This window comes from Bacillus sp. SRB_8, from assembly GCF_003264205.1.
In the GTDB taxonomy this organism is placed as follows: domain Bacteria; phylum Bacillota; class Bacilli; order Bacillales; family Bacillaceae_G; genus Bacillus_A; species Bacillus_A mycoides.
In genome coordinates this window covers 23,394-43,594 of sequence record NZ_NADT01000017.1, presented here as the reverse complement: position 1 = coordinate 43,594, position 20,201 = coordinate 23,394, and the positions used below count along the sequence as shown (strand labels likewise).

The following is a 20,201-nucleotide window of genomic DNA, read 5'->3' as shown; positions in this document are numbered from 1 at the left end:
GGGGATATAATGTTTCCAATTGGTGAGCAGCCGAGGATTATAAAGGACTTGGAAAATGTTACTGCTAGTTTAGAAGAATTAGCGATTGAGGGGAAAACAAAAAATATAGAACGATTAGCATCTTTACAAGTTAAGAAGTTATGGGTTTTCGCAGTAAATCAAAAGCAATTTGAGCATATTCTTACGTACGCTCGTCCAAATATATTGTACGTTTACGAAATGAGGGTCGAGGATTTAAGTAGCCTTCAAAAATTATCTGATTTACAACAGTTGTATATGTGCTGGAATACAAAAGCGAAGACGTTATGGGATATTGCGTATAATAAAAAACTCAAATCCTTACTAATTGATGATTTTTCTAAGCTAGAAGATTTAACTGCTTTAAGTAAGTGTCCGCAACTCAATACCTTTTACATGGGTGGTGGGATAAATACAACGATGAAAGTACAAACTTTACAACAACTTGCTGCATTACAACATTTGAAAAAGCTTACCCTTATGAACTTAAAGGTTAAAGATGATTCGTTAGAACCTTTAATACAATTAAAAAATTTGCGAGAGTTAAGTTTATCTAATCAATTTAAAGTGGAAGAGTATGCAAAATTATCTGTAGCATTGCCATATACGGAATGTAAGTTTTTTAAACCTTACGTATATATGAACGATGCAATAGAAGGGAAAAATATAATGGTGATTGGGAGAAGAAGACCATTCCTTAATTCGAAAACGGATGCGGTGAAGATGCAAAAGTATGAAGAACAATTTAAAAAGTTACAAGAGGAATATAAAGCACTAGTAGAAAGCACAATGTGAAGTTACATTGCGTTTTCTACTAGTTTTTTCATATACATATCAACTTCATGAAAGAGAAACAGGTAAGAAGCAAAAATGTTTTTTCTTGTAATATTGGAACGACAGCTAGTACAGGAGTTATGGAATGTATAGTTGTTTTTATTAAATTTTTATATGAAGCCCACGTTTGAAACCAGTCGAAAATAGTAGAAAGGTAATTCGGAATGTCGATAGTTTCATGTGAAACATTATGTAATAACTGGTTCTGTTTCATATGTATAGGCTCTATCCTTGTTCGTAGAATGCAATCGAATATTGAGATGTTTTCTTTTACTTGTAATTGGTCCGTAATAAGTTGCGGGAGACCAATTGGATGAACACCTATATTTATATAGAAATCATCTCCAAACTGGCTTTTTTGTATATGAATGATCTTATAAAATCCGTTATCAGCTTTGGAAAATGTATGTCTTTTCTTCTTAAATCCAAGTGGTTTTAAAGCAGCGTGTAAATTTATCCCGCATTAACGGGCAGTAAGACTCTCACTTCAAAATTCGGCGAATGCGAGGGAGTTAGACGGGAGATCAACTGCCCGTAAAAGCCCGATTGGTGAAGGCTAATAATCAGTGGGGGATGAACAAAACCCCCACTGATTAAAGTTTCACTTTATAATGAAATCTTGCACCAGTGTGTACTCCTTTAGAGATAGGTTTATTCTTCATCATAATTGTATGTAGTTAAGTTTTGTAAGAAGCTTTCAAAATTAGGTGCTAATTCAATAATTTCCTCAAACTCATTATCGATAAATATAACTGGAGGATTTTCAGCTACGTTTCGATAGTCTAATGCAATCCACGTATGTCCGTCACCAGATAAAAGTACGATATTCTCAGGCATGTCCCATTCCTGAATTAAATAATGGCTCTCTAAAATACTAGACTCATTTTCATCAAAAGAAATGCCATATAATCCAGAAACATTAACGTGATCGTCTGCCCAAGAATTTGGCTCTGAAGTAGGGTGAGCATCTAATCGAAGAGTTCCTCCGTTTTGTTCTTTTAGAAGATTTATGTACGATTCTGGGAGCTTTACGTTTAGTACTTCTTCTGCTTTTTTTATTAGTTCGTCGTTAATAGGTGCTAATTTTAAATAGTCATCTTCTGCCCAAAGTGTAGTCTTCATATTTGGTCACCTCAAATAATAGTTTTATAAACTTTATTTTGTATATTATAGTTAATTAAAATACTGCGCAATAGAGGGGGAAGATATCATGATTAACCACAATAAAATTAAACAACTTTTAGCACATGTAGATCGCGCTGAGGATAATGAAATTGAGTTAGAGTGTGAATTTGAACCTATGACAATCGAATTATTTAATAGTGAAGAAATAGAAGAAGGACAACTTGGTTATAGCTTTGATGAGGAAGGGCAAAGCTTAGTCGGAAATGAAGAGGGAGATTGGAAAGAGGGATGGATTGTAATTGGGATAGATTCCTATCTCGGAGACCCGATCTTTGTAGATAGGAATGATGAGAATTGTCCGGTTTATACAGCTATGCATGGTGAGGGAGATTGGGAGCCAGAATGTATAGCTAAGCGTATAGAAGATGTTATTGAGAAAGTGAAGGGTAATGTGGGATAGTTGTGTAAGTGGAAATATGTTTGAAATAGTAGAGAGCTAATTTGTGAAGTCTCTTAAGTCGAGATTTTAGGCTAGGTCATATTACAATAGTAGTTTAATAGGAGAAGGGTGTGTCAAAATGATTTTGATACATCCTTTTTTGCGAATATACAAGATGTTTAACATAGTGTATTAAATGTCTTATATATGAGTATTCTAATATATTTAATAGTAAAATGAAATATAGAATGGATAATTGTCGGAATGTATTCGATTTTTGTTCATTTTTATGAAATATAACTATTTTTTGTTAGATTCCTTCTTTTTATAGATATACAATAAAGTTATATAGAAATAAGAGAAGGATGATGTACGTGAAGGACACTGTTTTACAGGAAGCGATAGCTCCTAAAGAGTTACATAAAGTTGTGAGAAATAATACTGCATATTACGACTTTAAGTGGGGGAAAGCAAAAGATCCCGAGAAGGGAAATAGTTGGAACTGGATAGCCTTTTTCTTCCCATTATTGTGGTTAGCTTATCGCAAGATGTATAAATTATTTATTATTATTACATTAGTAGGAGTTCCTACTTTAATTACCTCTGTTTTTATAGATATCCCGATGTGGATCGATTTTATTGTTTATTTCGGAACTATGCTATTTACTGGATGGCAAGGGAATCGTTTATATTACAAGCATACAGTTCGTGTTTTACATAAGGCAAAAGAGTTATCTGATGCACAACACAATTATTACTTCCAAACAAAGGGTGGCACTCATGTTGGGATTATGCTTGGATTAAATGCGTTATTATTTGTAGTATTTGGTGCAGCTGGTTACGGGTTATCGTATTTACCGACGGAACCGAATATAAAAGATGTAGTTCGTTTAAGTGATGAAGGGATTACATTGGAAGTTTTTACTGATGATCCAAAATGGACGTATGTAAAAAAAGAAGGACGTTTTGATATAGTAGAATTTACTGGTTATGATTATGAGGAAAAAAAGGATGTAAAGGTTAAGTTCGCTGTGTATTTAGATAAACAGAGATTTGAATGGAAAGAAATTTATTTAAACGATAAAAAGTTAAATGAAGAAGAAGCAGAAGAGTATCAATTTTATATTGAAGAAAATGCCTGGTATTAATATAAATAGATAATGATGTATCGCAAAAAGAAGAGTCTAATGAAGATTCTTCTTTTTATTTATGAGAAAGGATATGTAACAAGAAGAGAAAAACATTAGTAAACAAACGCCATACTAATTGAAATTTTGTAAAATACAATAAAAAATGAGAATTTGAGGTAGGCTTGTCAATAACGTGAGACTATGGCAGTATAAAGAAATGCTATACAAATTTTATTTATCGACATGTAAAAATTCGATTTGATTTTTACGTATAAATAATGAACGGAGGAAATGAATTTATGGCTACTTTACCAAATTGTCCAAAATGTAATTCAGAATATACGTATGAGGATGGCGCTCTTTTCGTATGTCCAGAATGTGCCCATGAGTGGGGTCAAGAAGCGGAAGCTGAAAGTAATGATGGTGCAAAAGTTGTAAAAGATGCGAACGGAAACGTTCTTCAAGATGGCGATGCTGTTACTGTAATTAAAGATTTAAAAGTAAAAGGAACTTCTTCAGTTGTAAAGATTGGTACGAAAGTAAAGAGTATCCGTCTAGTTGAGGGAGATCACGATATTGATTGTAAAATCGATGGTTTCGGAGCTATGAAGTTAAAATCACAGTTCGTTAAGAAAGCGTAAGATTAGCAAAGAAAAAAGACGCTCTGTAAGTAACTTGCAGAGCGTCTTTTTTATGATTGTACTTCAACTTCTTTCAACTGGCACCGCTTATTAAAAAACGTTTTATACCCAAGCTGTAAGAAGATAATAACAGAGAAAGCTGTACTTCCAGAAATGCCAAGTATAATCGCAATTTGATATTGGATAGCTGTAAATGGTGATACACCGGATAAAATTTGTCCTGTCATCATGCCTGGAAGACTTATAATTCCCATTCCGACCATGGAATTAATTGTTGGTAAAATAGCAGAATCGAAAGCGTCCCGTATGAGCGGAGCAGCTGCTTGTTTTGGAGTTGCGCCAAGCATAAGTGCACCTTCAATATGGTCTCTTTGTGATTTCATACTGTTTAAAAAGGTGTTTGCCCCGAGGCAAATACCTGTCATAGCATTACCGATTAGCATGCCGGCAATAGGAACGATATATTGCGGAGCATACCAAGGATCGTGTCCGATAATGACAAAGATAAATAGTAGAAGAGGGCCAATTGATCCAGCGATCATGGAGAGGGCGGCTACTCGTTTTAATTCTTTTGACATAGGAAGGTTTATTCGTTTATAAATGTTGAAAATCGCAAATGTAGTAATAGAAGTAATGAGAGCTATTGTATAAAACGGATTACTATTTTCAAATATGTATGTAAGAACATATGCGACTAGTACGAGCTGAATTGTCATACGTAATGTAGCAATTGTAATTTGTTTCTCACGCGGTATTCCTTTTAATTTCACAAGCCCGATTAAAATAAGGATGAAAATATATGCAGCTGCAAGTTGCCAAATTTGTAGTTCAATAACGCCCTTCAATTGATAGCACTTCCTTTCTAGTTGCACCGTTTGTTTTACTAATTTCAATAATATCGTCTGCGATTTCTTCTGGAAGTTGTTGCGAGTGCGTGATGAAGATAACTGTTTTTTTCTTTTCTCTTGCCAGTAGAGTGAATTGTTTCATAACGCGGCGTTCTGTGTCACCATCTAGTGCCGAAGTTGGTTCATCTAATAAATAGACGGGCGGATCCATTAGTATAATACGAGCGAAAGCAAGTCTTTGTTTTTCGCCACCTGATAAAGAAGAGGCGTTATCTTCTAATTTTTTATCTAGGCTAACAGTCGTTAATGCGCCTTGCAGGGCGTCGTCATTTGGAAATGGCTTTTCAGAAAATCGAAGTCCCATTAATAAATTATCTTTAATTGTTCCATCAAAAATAGGCGGAGTTTGTCCGAGCATGACAACTTCACGGCGTAATTGAATGGGAGGATAATCTAAAATAGATTTTCCGTTATATTCAATTGTGCCAGATGTTGGTGATTGTAAATCGTTTAGCATGCGAAGTAATGTGCTTTTACCACTACCACTTTCACCGATAATACAAGTTGTTTTTTCTTTTTGAATCTGTAAATAAGGAATGTGTAGAATATCTTTATATATGATGTCTTTTAATATAAACATAAATTGCTCCTTTCTGATTCTAGTTATATCGTATCAAAAAGAGAGAAAAATAGAAAAATAAAGTCTCTTTAGAAGGAACATCTTTTTTCTTTGTTTTAAAACTTTGCGCGTGGCAGGAAAAGGCACTGACCGATCCTATACTATACATAGCCAGTCCCTCTCGACCATTTAAAAAAATGCTTTTCTGTCGGTTTTTCATAGAATGACTGAGTAGTTACAAAAAATGAATAGAAAAAGGCTGTCTACTATGTAGGCAGCCTTTAAAGTATTAACCGTTATGATATTTGTACATCCAAAGAAGACCGGATTTTAATAATCTCGGTACACGTCCCATTAATGGTTGGTTTGCTAGTAAACCAAATCCATGTTTTTTGCCGAGAGAACCGAGAACACCTTTTAATTTAATAACAGGCAGTTCATCAGGAAGTGGTTCATTATTCCAACGTTTTAATAATATTTGGACAATTTGTTCTCCTTGACCTTCAGCAAGTTGAGCAGATGGTGCGTGTGGAAGTGCTGCACAATCTCCTACGACATAAACGTGCTCGTTATTTGGAATATTGTGATATTTCGTTAAAACAACCCGTCCGCTACCATCTTGTTCTACTGGAAGGTTTCGAACAACTTCATTTGCTTGAATACCAGCTGTCCAGACGATTGCATCACATTCAAGTGGTTCATCATGGTTGTATACAATGTTTGGTTCCACTTTTGTAATGTTAGAGTTTCGTATAATGGTAACTTTATGTTTTACAAACCATTCTTCTACGTATCTACTTAATTTCTCTGGATATGGGAATAAAATTCTATCTTTTCGATCAAATAAATAGATTTTTAAATCTGAACGGCTTTCGCGAAGTTCACTTGCCACTTCAACGCCGCTTAAACCAGCCCCAACGACAGCTACTGTTGCATTTGGTTCTAAGCTATTTAATTGTTCATATGTCTTACGTGTTTGTTCAATTGATTGTAGGCTATGTGTATATTCCTTTGCCCCAGGAACGTTATGATATTTATCTTCACAGCCAAGCCCGATAATTAAATCATCATATTGAATCGTTTCACCGCCATCGAGATGAATGGCTTTCGTTTCGAGGTCAATATTTGTTACTGTTCCGTATTGAATATTGAGACGTGGGTGCTCAGGAAACGGTATGCGAATATGCGTTTCTGAAATTGTACCCGCAACTAATGCATAATATTCAGTTTTAAAGCAATGATATGGTACTTTGTCGATTAATGTCACTTGTACATCATCTGGAAGTTGGTTGCTTGGAAGTAGCCGCTGCAGAATTCTCATTCCACCGTAGCCACCACCTAGTAGTACGAGGTGTTTCATGATGGATTACCCCTTTTCTGTTGAAATATCCCCTAATCATACAATTTTATATTAATAAAATATTTTGACTTTACACAATCAAATTATATCGAATTTGTGAACAAATAACAATGCATGAATGAATACTCTGTTGTACAATAAGAAGAAAAGTAAAGTAAGTGGTTTTCATTTTCTAGTTACTATTTACTATTTCATTATGAGTAGTATGTTATATAAAGAAGACCATCTATTATGAAGTGAAATAGTGAAGTAACTAAATAGTTTAGAATATATAACGAAAACAACAAGAAACAGCTTAGTTTTCTTCTTATAAATAAAGTGGAATGGTAACAAGTAGAGAGGGTTACTTATCCGTTTCGCAAATTAGGTATGCACATACCATATAAAGTAAATGGTAATTTGTTTAGAGATACAGGGGGGAGAGAGTTTTGATTAAACCATTAATCGAATTTTGTGTAGGTAACCTTGCAAGCGGTTCGCAAGCAGCTTTAGAAAAATTAGAAAAAGATCCTAATTTAGACGTAATGGAATATGGTTGTTTAGGATATTGTGGCATCTGTTTTGAAGGTCCATTTGCACTTGTAAATGGTGAAGTGGTACAAGGTGCAACAGTAGAAGAACTTGTAAATAATGTATATGATTATATGGATGAAAATCCAATGTTTTAAAGCGTTGCAAACAGGCAACGTTTTTCTTTTTTCATTTATCCCGCTATTTGCGGGCAGTAAGACTCCCACCTCAAAATTCAGCTGAAGCAAAGAAGTTTGGTTGAAGCCCTGTTGCCCGTCCCCAGACTGATTAAAGTTTCACTTTATTAGGAGTGTTTATTTCGAAAAAAAAAGCCCTTTTAGAAGGGCTTTTTTCTTACACGATTTGTGTAAGAACGGCTTATTGCCAAAACACTGTCAAATATGAGAAACGGGGGACATTCATATTGTGTTCTAAAAGCATGCATTTTATACTTGAAATAATAAATTATTTTTGGAGTGAATAAAAATGAGCCGATTTTCTTTTACAAAAATGCATGGTCTTGGAAATAGTTATATATATGTAAATATGTTTGAGGAACAAATTAGAGAAGAAGATTTAGCAATTGTAGCGGAAAAGGTTTCAAATATTAATACCGGTATTGGTGCAGATGGAATGATTTTAATTTGTCCTTCTGACGTGGCACCAGTAAAAATGCGCATGTTTAATAACGATGGTTCAGAAGGAAAGAGCTGTGGAAATGGTTTACGCTGCGTAGCGAAATATGCGTATGAGCATAAACTAGTAGAAGGTAAAGTTTTCACAATTGAAACGTTAGCTGGTATTGTTACGGCAGAAGTAACGGTAGAAGATGACAAAGTTACATTAGCGAAAATCGATATGGGAGCACCTCGTTTAACACGTGAAGAGATACCGATGCTTGGTGAAGGAGAAACACCATTTATTCGTGAAAACTTCTTATACAATAATCACCGTTATGCATTTACAGCTGTTTCAATGGGGAATCCACATGCGGTTATTTTTGTTGATAATGTAGAAAACGCGCCTCTTACAACGTTAGGACCGGTTCTTGAGACGCATGAAATGTTCCCAGAGCGAGTGAATGTTGAATTTATCGAGATTTTGAATGATGAAGAGATGAATTTCCGCGTTTGGGAACGAGGATCTGGTGTAACACAAGCTTGCGGGACAGGAGCATGCGCAGCTGTCGTTGCGGCAATTTTAAATGGGAAAATGGAACACGGTAAAGAAATTACGGTTCACTTAGCAGGCGGCGACTTAATGATCGCATGGACAGAAGAAGGAAATGTATTAATGAAAGGACCTGCGGAAATAATTTGCCGCGGAGTGTATGAGTACAAGATAGAAGCGTAAAGATGTATAATAGAATGAGAACAGAAAGGATGGTGTATTTCATGATTGAAGTAACAGAACAAGCAGCTTTTCAAATTAAAGATATGTTAAAAGATGCTGAAGATGGAGAGAAGTACGTGCGCCTTGCTGTACATGGCGGCGGATGTAGTGGTCTTTCTTACGGCTTAGGATTTGAAGTAGAACCAAAAGAAGACGACACAGTTCTTGAGTTTTTCGGTGTTGAATTTGTTATCGATAAAGAAAGTGCTCCGATTGTAAAGGGAGTGAAAGTTGACTATAAGCAATCTATGCTTGGCGGCGGATTCACAATCGACAATCCAAACGCGATCGCATCATGTGGATGCGGATCATCTTTCCGTACAGCGTCGAATGCTGGTAAGCCAGAAGATTGCTAAGTTTTTTCATCCCTTTATTCTAAGTGGAAATTGAATGGGTAGGTTGCATATAAAGACCTTCTTAGCGATGAAACCAAATCGTTAGGAAGGTCTTTTCTTTTGCGCTAAAAAGAAAAAGAAAAGACAAAGATAACGAATATATGCAAGAAGAAGGGGACGCAAGATTGACGATATTTTTGAATTCGTAAGGAGATATGTGATTAAACCTATAATTAGATTCGTAAGTTACCTTATAATTGATATCATAATAGAGTGCGTAATAGAAGGTGTAATAAGCGGTATAAGGAAATTACGTGATAAGATTCGTGACAAGTGGAAAAATTGGCGTTAATAGATTGTCATGACTAGGCTAGATGAGTGTCAATAACGTTTTCAATGAAAAAAACTGATTAAAGTTTTAATTTACTATCTTACAAAAGTGTAATGTTCATGTCATGTTTTTGAATTTCTTCTTTAAAGCTTAGGCTTTAAGATAACAATATAAGAAAAACATATGAGGTGAAGGAATTGAAAAGATATATTGCACTTTTTAGTATTTTAGTTGTATTCGCAAGTTTGTTAGTTGGCTGTGATTTAAACCGTATGGGTAAAGATGAGTATTACGTTCAAATTACAGTAGATGGAAAAGAATATAATGGTAAAGCTGATAATGGTCAGCCGTATAAAGATTACGAATATAAGCTAACTGGTTTTGATAAAGACGGTAAAGAGAAAGAATTAGAATTCATAGCGCAAAAAAATCTTCGTAAAGAAGCATTCCTACGCGTATACCACTCAGATAAAAAAGGTGTAACAGCTTGGGAAGAAGTGAAGAAAGACGAGCTTCCAGCGAAAGTGAAAGAAAAACTAGGTGCGAAATAAGACAGAAAAAAGGAATTGACGAACAGGGTCAATTCCTTTTTTTACTTTCAAAATCCTCTTCTGAAATGACTTTAAATCCGTGTCTTTTAAATAAAGCAGTTGTCACTCCGTAACCAGTTTGTTTATTGCCGTTAAATTCCCCTGTGTAAATAGTAGAACTACCACAAGATGGACTGCGTTCTTTTAAAATTATATATTCTGGGTTTAAATCTTTTATTTGTTCTAATGCTTTATAAGCACCACGCACGAAAGCCTCCGTGACATCTTGTCCTTCTTTCGTCATTAATTTTGCTTTTCCATCTAAAACATCATCGCCATTACCGCCGATAATTTCAGCAGAAGGGCGTGGTGTTGGTAAACCGCCTAATACTTCGGGACAAACAAGGATGGTATCTTCCCTTTGTAATAACTCTTCTATTTTTGAAACGAGATTATCGTTACCGTCATAACGACAAGCGATACCACCTAAACAAGCGCTAATTACAATCATATTTTCATCTCCAATAAAATGAAACTTTAATCAGTGGGGGTTTTGTCCATCCCCCACTGATTATTAGTTGAACCAATCGGGCTTTTACGGGCAGTTGATCTCCCACCTAACCTCCTCGCATTCGCCGAATCTGGAGGTGGGAGTCTTACTGCCCGTTAATGCGGGATAAAAAATATTAAATATCACGCCAATTTCTCTGCCTATTTCTTACCTATAAGTGAGGTGATAAAAATGGGAAGCTTATATAATTTAATGAAACCATATAGTCAATTTCGAAGTAAAGAAGAGTTTAATACATATCAAAAACAAGTTTTGAAGTGCTATCGATTTCAATTGAATAAAACGGATGCTATCATTATTCATTTTTTAGGAAAGTATGCAGTGAATGAGAAACAGAAAACAGTGGGAGTTGCTTGTCCGTTAATGGAGACGATTGCTACAAATGTTGGAAAGAGTATTCGTACGGTACGCCGCTCGATTGCAAAGTTAGAGGATATAAAACGTGTTGCGACAAAAGAAAGATATAAGCGCGGGGGATATAGTGCAAACTTATATGTATTTCTTAAATCTGCAATTGACCGCATGGATGACCGTATGAAAATGTCCGCATGTGAAAGTGATGATCGTACAGATGGCTGTAGTGGAAACGAGCAAAAAAATGAGGGGGAAACAATTCTTTCTAAAAACATTCCACAAATAAAAGAGAAAAGAAAAGTAACGTACGAGCTTGATGAAACGTATTGTCGTCACGATATACCGAAGCCTTTTATATACGCACTGGTGCCGATGACGAGTAATCCGAAGAAGATTAATATATTTTGGAGTAAGGTGGAACTTGCTTATAAAAAGAGCGGATTACTAGAGCAAGGTGCTTTATTAGAGGGGATATTAGCTGATGAAGAAGCGTATGGAAATTTAATTTGGCGGGTGAAAAGTGTTGTGAGAGCGTATAAGTACGGAGAAATTCGTAAAGATGTTGGAGCACTATTGTATAGTACGATGCGAGATTTATTTTTAGAAATTGGATTAGAGTGGGGAGCGGCATTAAGGAGAAGTAAGGGAATACCGTTATTCGATCCATTTAAAAAAGAGCCATGCGTATAATACATGACTCCAAGTAGCTAATCGAACTTTCTTACAACTGGAACACGAATTGCTACAAATAGTACAAAGACGATAACAGCGATTGCACCGCTTTTCATAACCGTTACAATTGGAATGCCTATCCCAAGTGCAAGCGATGTAAATGCGTAAGAGAGCGGAATGAATCCCATCGATGAAAGCATGAGTAAACTCATAACGCGTCCCATCATCTCTTCTTTTACTGTTGATTGAATCATTGCCATGAGTGGAACGATAGCCATCGCAATTGTAATACCGTAAAACATTCCAGCTAATAAGGCTTGCCAAAGTACGGTGCTAAAGTTGATGGCTAGGAAGAATACACCAGACAGTAGCATCATGATAATACAAAATAGACCACGTCTGCGGTTAATGTTTTTTAATCCGACAATGACAGCTCCTATCGCCATCCCGCCGCCAACAGACGCTTCTAAGTAACTAAACTGAAGTGAATCACCGTGCAGAACGTTTTTGACGAAGAGCGGGAAGCCTACTTGCATTGGGCCGATTAAAAATAAATTTAAAAAGGCGCTACATATAAGGAAAGTTGAAAGAAATGGTGATTCTTTTACATATGAAATTCCCTCTTTAATAGAAGTAAACATGCCTTTATCTGTTTCATTTTTTTCGGGTACTGTAAATTGTATTTTTTGAACGAGTATCGCAGCGATAATGAGTAGCAGGATTGTAATTGAAAAGATTGTTTCATAGTTCGTAAATTTAATGAGAATACCGCCAAGTACAGGGCCCAAGATGACCGATCCTTGGTTTGTCATTTGAGTAAGTGAATTTGCTTGTGTTAAACGGCTTTTTTCTACAAGTTCAGGCAGAATAGATCCATCTGCTGACCAGAAGAAAGCGTCAGCAAGTCCGAAGAACAAAGCGAACAAAGCAAATGTATATAGTGTTACATCACCGACGATGAACCAGGTGAGAATGGTTGCGACAAGAATAGCGCGAATAATATTAGAGTAAAACATAATATTTTTTTTCGGGAATTTATCAGCTAATGCTCCGCCGATAATCATAAAGATGAGCCTTGGAACACTAAGAGCCACGAAAACAATACCGAGTGAAGCCTCAAGGTTTAATGTTTTTGCTATGTACCATGTTTGTGAAAAAGTAAAAAAGGCTAAAGCAAAACTTGAAAAGAGAGTAGCTGCCCAAAGAAAAAGGAAGTTCGTATTTTTTAATAACGGTTTTCCGCTTCCTTCTAAAGCAGATTTATTTTGTTGTAGTTCCTCCATATTGCTTCCTTTCTATGTACCAAATTTAGACTAAAAAACCTATTAACAATCGTTTTATCCCGCTATTTGCGGGCAGTAAAACTTCCACCTCAAAATTGGGCTAGGGCAAAGAAGTTAGGCGGGAGTCGGGCTGCCCGTAAACGCCCGATTGGTGAAGGCTAATACTCAGTGGGGGATGAACAAAACCCCCACTGAGTATAGTTTCACTTTATACAGTTTCTAATATTTCTATACTGCACTTTCTCATTGTAGACAATAATAATGAATTTGCACAGTGGCTATTTAACGACAAAAAAGAAGATACCAAAGGGTATCTTCTTTTTTGTCATTCACGCTAAAGCAATATAAATATCCACTTGTACGTTATTTGGATCTACTGCATTTTCGTCATAAAGCTCAAAGTCTGTTGTAAAAGCACGTTTGTTTTCTTTCGACCATTGCCAAATATATTCCCAAGTTTCACAAATGACTTCAGACACAGGACCTTTTCTCGTTGTAAATACCGCATACGTTGCGGCAGGTATTGTTAAGGCTGTCATATTTTCAGGAACGTCTTCTAATGAAGAAACAGGCATGCCAATAGTAAATTGATATGTACCAGTTTCATCTGATTCGTAGTTTGAGTAGAAAGCGAATGTTTCTTTTGTTTGTTGATTTGGGATGTGATGCATGATTTGTTCTTGGAAGTATTGGTTCCAAAGTTGTGGGATTTTTCCTTCAGTAGATGCCTCTTTTTCATTTGTCGTCGTAATAGAAACGCCGATTGCTTGGAAAGCTTCTTTCTTAATGATAATAGGTTCTTTCATTATAAAATTTCCCTCCATTGAATGAAACGTATGTTCTGTTTTATTGTAACATATTTTAGGAGTATGTGGTATTTTTTTCTAAAGTACATAGCTGTGAAGAAAGAGAGGTAATTTGGATTAGGGATCTTTATAACAAAAGAACTCCTTTCATGTAAAAGGAGCTCTTTTCATTTCTATATTAAAACATACTTGAGCTATGCATTGGTTGAAGTTTTGCGTTTGGATCGAAGTAAGCTTTTGCATTGTTTACTGCTGTCGGTGCTTCACCAAAGCCGCAAGCAATGAGTTTTACTTTTCCTTCATATGTACAAATGTCACCAGCAGCGTAAATGCCAGGAATATTTGTTTCCATTTTTGAGTTCACGAGGATGCTGTTTTTTTGAATATCTAAGCCCCAATTTTTAATTGGACCAAGTGAAGAAACGAAGCCGTAGTTTACGATTACGTCATCAACATCGATGATAATTTTTTCTTCTGTTTTTACGTGCTGAAGAACAACTTGTTCAATAGTATCATCACCGATAAGTTCAACTGGAACGTAAGGTGTGCTTACTTCTGCACGGGAATTCATTAAGCTTTCTACGCTATGTTCATGTGCACGGAATTTATCGCGGCGATGAGCAATTGTAACTTTGTCCGCAAGTGGTTCTAACATCATTGTCCAATCTACTGCTGAGTCACCACCGCCGAATACAACGACGCGTTTTCCAGCAAATTTATTCATATCATCAACGAAATAATGTAAGTTTTTCTTTTCATATTTTGCTGTGCCTTCTAATTCTAAGCGGCGTGGTTGGAAAGCACCATTACCAGCAGTAATAATGACAGATTTAGAGTAGTGAGTTTGTTTATTTGTAACAAGCTTAAATATACCGTCAGCTTGTTTTTCAAGCGTATCAACAGCTTCTTCTAAGCAAACGGTTGGATCGAACTTTTTCATTTGTTCTTTTAAGTTATCAACTAACTCTTGTGCGCGCACTTTTGGGAATCCAGCTACATCATAAATATATTTTTCGGGATATAGTGCGGATAATTGCCCGCCAAGTTGAGGTAAGCTTTCAATAATTTTTACACTTGCTTGTCTCATTCCGCCATAAAATGCGGTGAATAGTCCTGTTGGGCCACCACCAATAATCGTTATGTCGTAAACTTTTTGATTTTCTGTCATTTTCATTCCCCCTATAGATGATGGAATTTTAATATTGATTTCATATATTGTTCATATGTACATGAAAATCCTGCAAATGATGACACTTTCAAATAAATGATAGCATATTTCAGTTAATAATACTTCTGAAAACGACTGAATAATAAGTAAGTTTGCGCATAGATGTTTTAGAATTGTATAAAATATAGCGAAAGGAAAATACATGAAAAAAAGGCTGAAAAACCCTTGAAAACGCTATGTTATTTTAAAATATTGATAATTCTCTAGGTGCTTGAATTATGGAATGAAACCGACTAATATAGGGAAGTATTATGTTAAATTTCTATGACAAATTTCGTACGATTTTTTGACTGCGTTTTGTTATGATATAGAATGTGATAAATTCCACATTCTTGACAAATAGAGTTTTTAGTACTTGGTATTATTTTTTATTACTATTATATAAAGAAAAGGGTTGTGATTTAGTGAAGACTCCAAAAATCGTAGTTTTAGGTGCAGGTTATGGCGGGATGATTACGACTGTTCGTCTGCAAAAAACATTATCTGTAAGTGAAGCTGAAATTACGTTAGTAAACAACAACAGCTATCACTACCAAGCAACTTGGTTACATGAGAGTGCAGCTGGTACATTACAAGATGATAAAATCTGTCTAGATATTCAAGACGTTATCGATACAAATAAAGTGAACTTTGTACAAGATACAGTAGTAGAGATTAAAGCTGCTGAAAAACGTATTATCTTAAAAGATGGTGAATTAGAGTATGATTACTTAGTAATCGGTCTTGGTTTCGAATCAGAAACGTTCGGAATTAAAGGATTAAAAGAGCATGCATTCTCAATCACTAACATTAATGCAACTCGTCAAATTCGTGAGCATATGGAAGAAAAATTCGCTCAATATGCGACTGAAAAACGTGATGAGTTAGTAACAATCGTTGTTGGTGGCGCTGGATTTACTGGTATCGAGTACGTAGGTGAGCTTGCAAACCGTATTCCTGAACTTTGCAAAGAGTATGATGTTCCACGTGAAAAAGCACGTATCATCTGTGTAGAAGCTGCTCCAACAGCACTTCCTGGTTTCGATCCAGCATTAGTAGAGTACGCTGTAAAACAACTTGAGAAAAAAGGTGTAGAATTCCGCATCGGTACAGCAATTAAGGAAGCAACTGAAGAAGGTATTATCGTTGCCAACGGTGATGATGCTGAACTTCTTAAATCTGAAACTGTAGTTTGGGCTGCAGGTGTTCGTGGTAATGGTATTGTGGAAGAGTCTGGATTTGAAGCAATGCGCGGACGTATTAAAGTGGATGAGTACATGCACGCTCCGGGTCATGAAGATGTATTCATGGTTGGTGATGCAGCGTTAATCATCAACGAAGAAATTAACCGTCCATACCCACCAACAGCACAGATTGCAATTCAAGAAGGTTATAATATTGCACACAATTTAACTGTGTTAGTTCGTGGCAAAGGTGAAATGAAAAAGTTCGCATTTGATAATAAAGGATCTGTATGTTCATTAGGTCATGACGATGCAATGGGCGTTGTTATGGGTAAAAAGTTAACAGGTTGGAAAGCTTCATTCATGAAGAAAGTAATCGACAACCGTTACTTATTCTTACTAGGCGGACCTTTATTAGTTCTTAAAAAAGGTAAATTGAAGTTCTTTTAATATATAGTAGAAAAAGCAGAAACGGCTATGAGCTGTTTCTGCTTTTTTCGTATTGAAAATATAGTATAATATATAAAAAAGAAAGAATATTCTGTTCGTTTTGATGGAGGAGGTTATATCATGGGGAAGCGAGGGAAAGTGTGGTTAGCTGTCAGTGGCTTAGTAGCTACAGAAGATGGGAGATGGCTATTCGTTAAGAAAAAATACGGTGGATTGAAAGGGCAATGGTCTTTACCTGCTGGTTTTGTTAATGAAGGCGAGACTGTTGATGAAGCTGTGAAACGTGAAATTTTGGAAGAGACAGGCATTGTTGCTCATGTAAAGGGGATTATTGGTATTCGCTCAGGTGTTATTCATAATGAAATTAGTGATAATATGATTATTTTTCTTCTAGAGCCAGAGGGAGAAGACGTTATCGTACAGGAGAAAGAATTGTCGGAAGTAGCTTTTTTACATCCGGAAAATATTGCAGATGATCAAAATACTTCTGTACTCATCAAATATTTATTAGAAGGAAGAGCAGAGTCGCATTTTGAAATGGACAAAACATTAAATCCAGGAGAGCAATTTGGTTATACGGCTTATCATGTGTTTACGGCGTATGCGAAGGAGAGGGAGAAGAAGTGAGTATACCGGTACTACTTATTTCAATGATGTTGTTCTTTATTTTATTTTTTGGAATTGGATTTTTACTCAACATGATTTTGCGAGCTACGTGGGTAATGGTTATTGTATATCCGATTATTTGTATGCTTATTATTAATAAAGCGAGTGTATGGGACTATTTTTCAAAGCCAAAAGAAACATTTTCTTCATTTGGGACAAGTTTATCGCATTTAGGACACGCAGATGTGTTTATTCTATCTACTGGATTAGTAGGTGCTGCTTTAGCAGGAATCATAATTAAAAAACTTCGAAAAAGTGGATATCAAATGTTTTAATCTCCAATCAATTTGGAGATTATTTTTTTGCATATTCCTTCATCGTATAGGGAATGATTAACGATGAAGGAGTGTGGAATATAAAAATGTTAAAACGATATTGTATTCGCATTATGATGACTTGTTTACTTGCATTCGCATTATGCGTAACATGGCAGGCTTTCACAGGAGTTTCTTTATTAGAGATTATAAAATCATATGAAGGAACAAGTGTAAAAGAAGTACATGCAGCAGAAATTGAGAAAAAAGTTGCTCCGAGTAAAGAAGTGATAAATGCTTTAGAGCAGGCAAATGACTGGTCTAAATATCGTGTTATAGAAATGACTGCAACTGGTTATACATCAGGTATAGAGTCGACTGGAAAGAGGCCGGGGCATCCAGAGTATGGCATTACATATTCAGGTGTTAAAGCAAAAAGGGATTTATATTCCACAATCGCTGCCGATTTACGCGTATTCCCGCTTGGGACAATTCTATTCGTGCCAGGTTACGGATATGGTGTTGTAGCTGATAAGGGCGGTGCTATAAAAGGAAATCGTCTCGATTTATATTATGATACGGTGAAAGATGTTTATAGCCAATGGGGTAAGAAAAAAGTAAATGTGTATATAGTGAAAATAGGAAATGGCAAGTTTTCGGAAGAAGAGTTAACGATGTTAAATCAAGACGAAACGATGCAAGTGTTTCGTGGACAATATTTAAAACAAAGATAGTCTAGTGGCAATAACGCTAGACTTTTTTCTTGTCTTATTTCACCATAGAAGATATTGGAGATAGCATCTTTATCCTGCTATTTGCGGCCGGTAAAACCCCCACCTCAAAATTCAGCTGGAGCAAAGAAGGTAGGTGGGAGCCCTGCTACCCGTAAACGCCCGATTGGTGCGGGCTGATTATAGTTTTACTTTATATGAAATAACAGAATTTAGAATTGTCGCATTTTATCGAAAATAAAGTTATAATGGACGTAGATAAATTTAGGGGGTCTGAACATGTTTCAAGTACAAAAAGAATTAGTAAGTCATGAAGCGGTAATTGTTGCCTTATTTGAAGAAGATAAAACGAGTAGCTTTGTACAAGAACTGGATAAAGCGTTTGAAGGACAATTACAAGTTTTATTAGAAGAAAAAGAACTTTCAACTAAGAAGAAAGCAATTTCAAAAGTACATAGCTTAGGAAAAACAAATGTTAAACGTTATTATTTTGTTGGTTTAGGTAAGAAAGAGTCATATACAACGGAAACGTTACGTGCTGCTCTTGGTAAGGCGTTTAAAGCGTTACAAGCAGCAAAAGTACAAGATGCAGCAATCTTACTTGATTCTTTCGTGACAGATAAATTAGATGCGATTGATGTAGCTCATATTGCGGCAGAAGTACAAGGTCTTGGTACATATGAATTACAAACGTATAAATCAGATAAAAAGGATCGTGTAGAATTAGAGAAGTTTACGGCTATTACAGCAGAAGATACACAAGAAATTGAAGCAGCATTAACGGTAGGATACGTACATGGACGTGCAACGAATTCAGCTCGTACGCTTGTAAATATGCCGCCAAACGTATTAACAGCGACAAAGCTTGCTGAGTATGCAGTTGAATTAGCAGAAAAATACGATATGGATTATAAGGTTCTTGAGAAAGAAGAGATGGAAGAGCTTGGTATGGGTGCATTACTTGCAGTAAACCAAGGATCTACTGAACCGCCAAAAATGATCGCTCTTATTTATAAAGGAAAAGAAGAGTGGAAAGATGTAATTGGATTTGTTGGAAAAGGGATTACATATGATACAGGCGGTTATTCTTTAAAACCACGTGAAGGCATGGTTGGTATGAAAGGTGATATGGGCGGAGCTGCTGCTGTTCTTGGCGCGATGGAGATCATCGGTGAACTTCGCCCAGAGCAAAATGTAATTGCTGTTATTCCATCAACTGACAACGTTGTAAGTGGTACAGCATTTAAGCCAGATGATGTTATTACATCTATGAGCGGAAAAACAATTGAAGTATTAAATACAGATGCAGAAGGTCGCCTAGCGTTAGCTGACGGTATTACGTATGCGAAGAAACTTGGCGCAAATTACTTAGTTGATGTTGCAACATTAACAGGTGGTGTAATTGTTGCACTTGGAAATCATACAACAGGCGCGATGACAAATAATGAAGAATTGTTTGAACAAGTGTTAGAGGCTTCTATGGAAACGGATGAGCCAATTTGGCAATTGCCGATTTTTGAACGTGATAAAGAACGTGTCAAAAACAGTAAATTTGCTGATTTAAATAACTCACCAGGCCGTGAAGGACATGCGGTTATGGCTGGGACATTCCTTGGTGAATTTGCAGAAGAAACACCATGGGTACACTTAGATATCGCTGGAACATCTGAAACATCAGGAGCACATGATTTAGGACCATCTGGAGCAACAGGTGCAATGGTGCGTACACTTGCAACACTTGTTGAGCGTTTCGGAGAAGAATAATTTTTGAAGAAAAGGCTGTCTCAAATTTTTGGGATAGCCTTTTCTTATTGATATGGTATGACTATTGTAAGTTTTTGTCGGTAAGTCGATATATTTGGAGTTACGGTTAATATAATTTCATTTACTATTTTACAGTTCCAAAAAGTG

General features: G+C 36.0%; 22 protein-coding genes and 1 pseudogene. 14 read left to right on the top strand and 9 right to left on the bottom strand.

Annotation, left to right across the window (positions count from 1 at the left end; genetic code table 11):
• Positions 1-9 precede the first annotated feature (9 nt).
• On the top strand, positions 10-813 hold the full coding sequence (locus tag B5P40_RS09340; RefSeq protein ID WP_113709192.1) for a leucine-rich repeat domain-containing protein: 804 nt from the start codon (positions 10-12) through the stop codon (positions 811-813).
• Here B5P40_RS09340 and B5P40_RS09335 read toward each other — a convergent pair.
• Positions 796-1,309 (bottom strand): annotated as a pseudogene (locus B5P40_RS09335) (DUF4304 domain-containing protein); the annotation flags it as partial. The gene B5P40_RS09340 and the pseudogene B5P40_RS09335 overlap by 18 nt on opposite strands.
• 194 nt (positions 1,310-1,503) lie before the next feature.
• Positions 1,504-1,974 (bottom strand): SMI1/KNR4 family protein, encoded by a 471-nt coding sequence (locus B5P40_RS09330; protein ID WP_113709191.1) that lies wholly within the window; start codon positions 1,972-1,974, stop codon positions 1,504-1,506.
• A gap of 88 nt (positions 1,975-2,062) precedes the next feature.
• On the opposite strand from B5P40_RS09330, the gene B5P40_RS09325 reads away from it, so the two are divergent.
• The 3 genes from B5P40_RS09325 (at position 2,063) to phnA (ending at position 4,187) form a co-directional block, all read left to right on the top strand.
• The gene (locus tag B5P40_RS09325) at positions 2,063-2,437 is read left to right on the top strand and encodes a hypothetical protein (RefSeq protein WP_113709190.1); all 375 of its coding nucleotides are present in this window, start codon (positions 2,063-2,065) and stop codon (positions 2,435-2,437) included.
• Positions 2,438-2,790: 353 nt separating this feature from the next.
• Positions 2,791-3,564 carry a DUF2628 domain-containing protein gene (locus B5P40_RS09320; RefSeq protein ID WP_113709216.1) on the top strand — a complete coding sequence of 258 codons (774 nt, stop codon included), beginning with the start codon at positions 2,791-2,793 and terminating at the stop codon, positions 3,562-3,564.
• Between the two features lie 281 nt (positions 3,565-3,845).
• Positions 3,846-4,187 carry an alkylphosphonate utilization operon protein PhnA gene (gene phnA / locus B5P40_RS09315; RefSeq protein WP_002089332.1) on the top strand — a complete coding sequence of 114 codons (342 nt, stop codon included), beginning with the start codon at positions 3,846-3,848 and terminating at the stop codon, positions 4,185-4,187.
• Between the two features lie 50 nt (positions 4,188-4,237).
• Here the strand turns inward: phnA and B5P40_RS09310 are convergent, their stop codons facing one another.
• From B5P40_RS09310 to B5P40_RS09300, 3 genes are all read right to left on the bottom strand, one after another.
• Entirely contained in the window at positions 4,238-5,032 is a 795-nt protein-coding gene (locus tag B5P40_RS09310) for an ABC transporter permease (protein ID WP_002191065.1), read from the bottom strand.
• Positions 5,016-5,675 carry an ABC transporter ATP-binding protein gene (locus B5P40_RS09305; protein WP_002191064.1) on the bottom strand — a complete coding sequence of 220 codons (660 nt, stop codon included), beginning with the start codon at positions 5,673-5,675 and terminating at the stop codon, positions 5,016-5,018. Before B5P40_RS09305 ends, B5P40_RS09310 begins: the two co-directional genes overlap by 17 nt.
• Before the next feature lie 268 nt (positions 5,676-5,943).
• On the bottom strand, positions 5,944-7,014 hold the full coding sequence (locus B5P40_RS09300; RefSeq protein ID WP_002192372.1) for an NAD(P)/FAD-dependent oxidoreductase: 1,071 nt from the start codon (positions 7,012-7,014) through the stop codon (positions 5,944-5,946).
• A 428-nt stretch (positions 7,015-7,442) separates the two neighbouring features.
• On the opposite strand from B5P40_RS09300, the gene B5P40_RS09295 reads away from it, so the two are divergent.
• From B5P40_RS09295 to B5P40_RS09280, 4 genes are all read left to right on the top strand, one after another.
• The gene (locus tag B5P40_RS09295; protein WP_002015892.1) at positions 7,443-7,682 is read left to right on the top strand and encodes a YuzB family protein; all 240 of its coding nucleotides are present in this window, start codon (positions 7,443-7,445) and stop codon (positions 7,680-7,682) included.
• Positions 7,683-8,010: 328 nt separating this feature from the next.
• Positions 8,011-8,877 carry a diaminopimelate epimerase gene (dapF, locus tag B5P40_RS09290; protein ID WP_113709189.1) on the top strand — a complete coding sequence of 289 codons (867 nt, stop codon included), beginning with the start codon at positions 8,011-8,013 and terminating at the stop codon, positions 8,875-8,877.
• A 41-nt stretch (positions 8,878-8,918) separates the two neighbouring features.
• Positions 8,919-9,272 carry a HesB/IscA family protein gene (locus B5P40_RS09285; RefSeq protein ID WP_002034566.1) on the top strand — a complete coding sequence of 118 codons (354 nt, stop codon included), beginning with the start codon at positions 8,919-8,921 and terminating at the stop codon, positions 9,270-9,272.
• A 507-nt stretch (positions 9,273-9,779) separates the two neighbouring features.
• Positions 9,780-10,133 carry a YxeA family protein gene (locus tag B5P40_RS09280; protein ID WP_002191062.1) on the top strand — a complete coding sequence of 118 codons (354 nt, stop codon included), beginning with the start codon at positions 9,780-9,782 and terminating at the stop codon, positions 10,131-10,133.
• Between the two features lie 28 nt (positions 10,134-10,161).
• On the opposite strand, the gene B5P40_RS09275 is transcribed toward B5P40_RS09280, so the two are convergent.
• Positions 10,162-10,623: a 2-thiouracil desulfurase family protein gene (locus tag B5P40_RS09275; RefSeq protein WP_002192374.1), complete on the bottom strand. Its 462-nt coding sequence runs from the start codon at positions 10,621-10,623 to the stop codon at positions 10,162-10,164.
• A 231-nt stretch (positions 10,624-10,854) separates the two neighbouring features.
• Between B5P40_RS09275 and B5P40_RS09270 the strand changes: the two genes are divergently transcribed.
• Positions 10,855-11,727: a helix-turn-helix domain-containing protein gene (locus B5P40_RS09270; RefSeq protein WP_113709188.1), complete on the top strand. Its 873-nt coding sequence runs from the start codon at positions 10,855-10,857 to the stop codon at positions 11,725-11,727.
• A 17-nt stretch (positions 11,728-11,744) separates the two neighbouring features.
• On the opposite strand, the gene B5P40_RS09265 is transcribed toward B5P40_RS09270, so the two are convergent.
• The 3 genes from B5P40_RS09265 to B5P40_RS09255 form a co-directional block, all read right to left on the bottom strand.
• Positions 11,745-12,992: an MFS transporter gene (locus B5P40_RS09265; protein ID WP_002034542.1), complete on the bottom strand. Its 1,248-nt coding sequence runs from the start codon at positions 12,990-12,992 to the stop codon at positions 11,745-11,747.
• 329 nt (positions 12,993-13,321) lie between these two features.
• Positions 13,322-13,798, bottom strand: a complete 477-nt coding sequence (locus tag B5P40_RS09260) for a GyrI-like domain-containing protein (protein ID WP_002191058.1) — start codon at positions 13,796-13,798, stop codon at positions 13,322-13,324.
• 178 nt (positions 13,799-13,976) lie between these two features.
• A complete protein-coding gene (locus B5P40_RS09255; RefSeq protein ID WP_002191057.1) occupies positions 13,977-14,966 on the bottom strand; it encodes an NAD(P)/FAD-dependent oxidoreductase in 990 nt (329 codons plus the stop codon).
• Positions 14,967-15,430: 464 nt separating this feature from the next.
• On the opposite strand from B5P40_RS09255, the gene B5P40_RS09250 reads away from it, so the two are divergent.
• From B5P40_RS09250 to pepA, 5 genes are all read left to right on the top strand, one after another.
• The gene (locus B5P40_RS09250; protein ID WP_002067919.1) at positions 15,431-16,639 is read left to right on the top strand and encodes an NAD(P)/FAD-dependent oxidoreductase; all 1,209 of its coding nucleotides are present in this window, start codon (positions 15,431-15,433) and stop codon (positions 16,637-16,639) included.
• 120 nt (positions 16,640-16,759) lie between these two features.
• Positions 16,760-17,266, top strand: coding sequence for an NUDIX hydrolase (locus B5P40_RS09245; RefSeq protein ID WP_002015875.1), 507 nt, complete (start codon positions 16,760-16,762; stop codon positions 17,264-17,266).
• Complete coding sequence (locus B5P40_RS09240) at positions 17,263-17,580, top strand: YuiB family protein (protein ID WP_113709187.1); 318 nt, start codon at positions 17,263-17,265, stop codon at positions 17,578-17,580. The genes B5P40_RS09245 and B5P40_RS09240 overlap by 4 nt, the downstream gene beginning before the upstream one ends.
• Positions 17,581-17,666: 86 nt before the next feature.
• Positions 17,667-18,293, top strand: a complete 627-nt coding sequence (locus B5P40_RS09235; protein ID WP_002089307.1) for a 3D domain-containing protein — start codon at positions 17,667-17,669, stop codon at positions 18,291-18,293.
• A 276-nt stretch (positions 18,294-18,569) separates the two neighbouring features.
• The gene (gene pepA, locus B5P40_RS09230) at positions 18,570-20,054 is read left to right on the top strand and encodes a cytosol aminopeptidase (protein ID WP_002015872.1); all 1,485 of its coding nucleotides are present in this window, start codon (positions 18,570-18,572) and stop codon (positions 20,052-20,054) included.
• Positions 20,055-20,201: the final 147 nt, after the last annotated feature.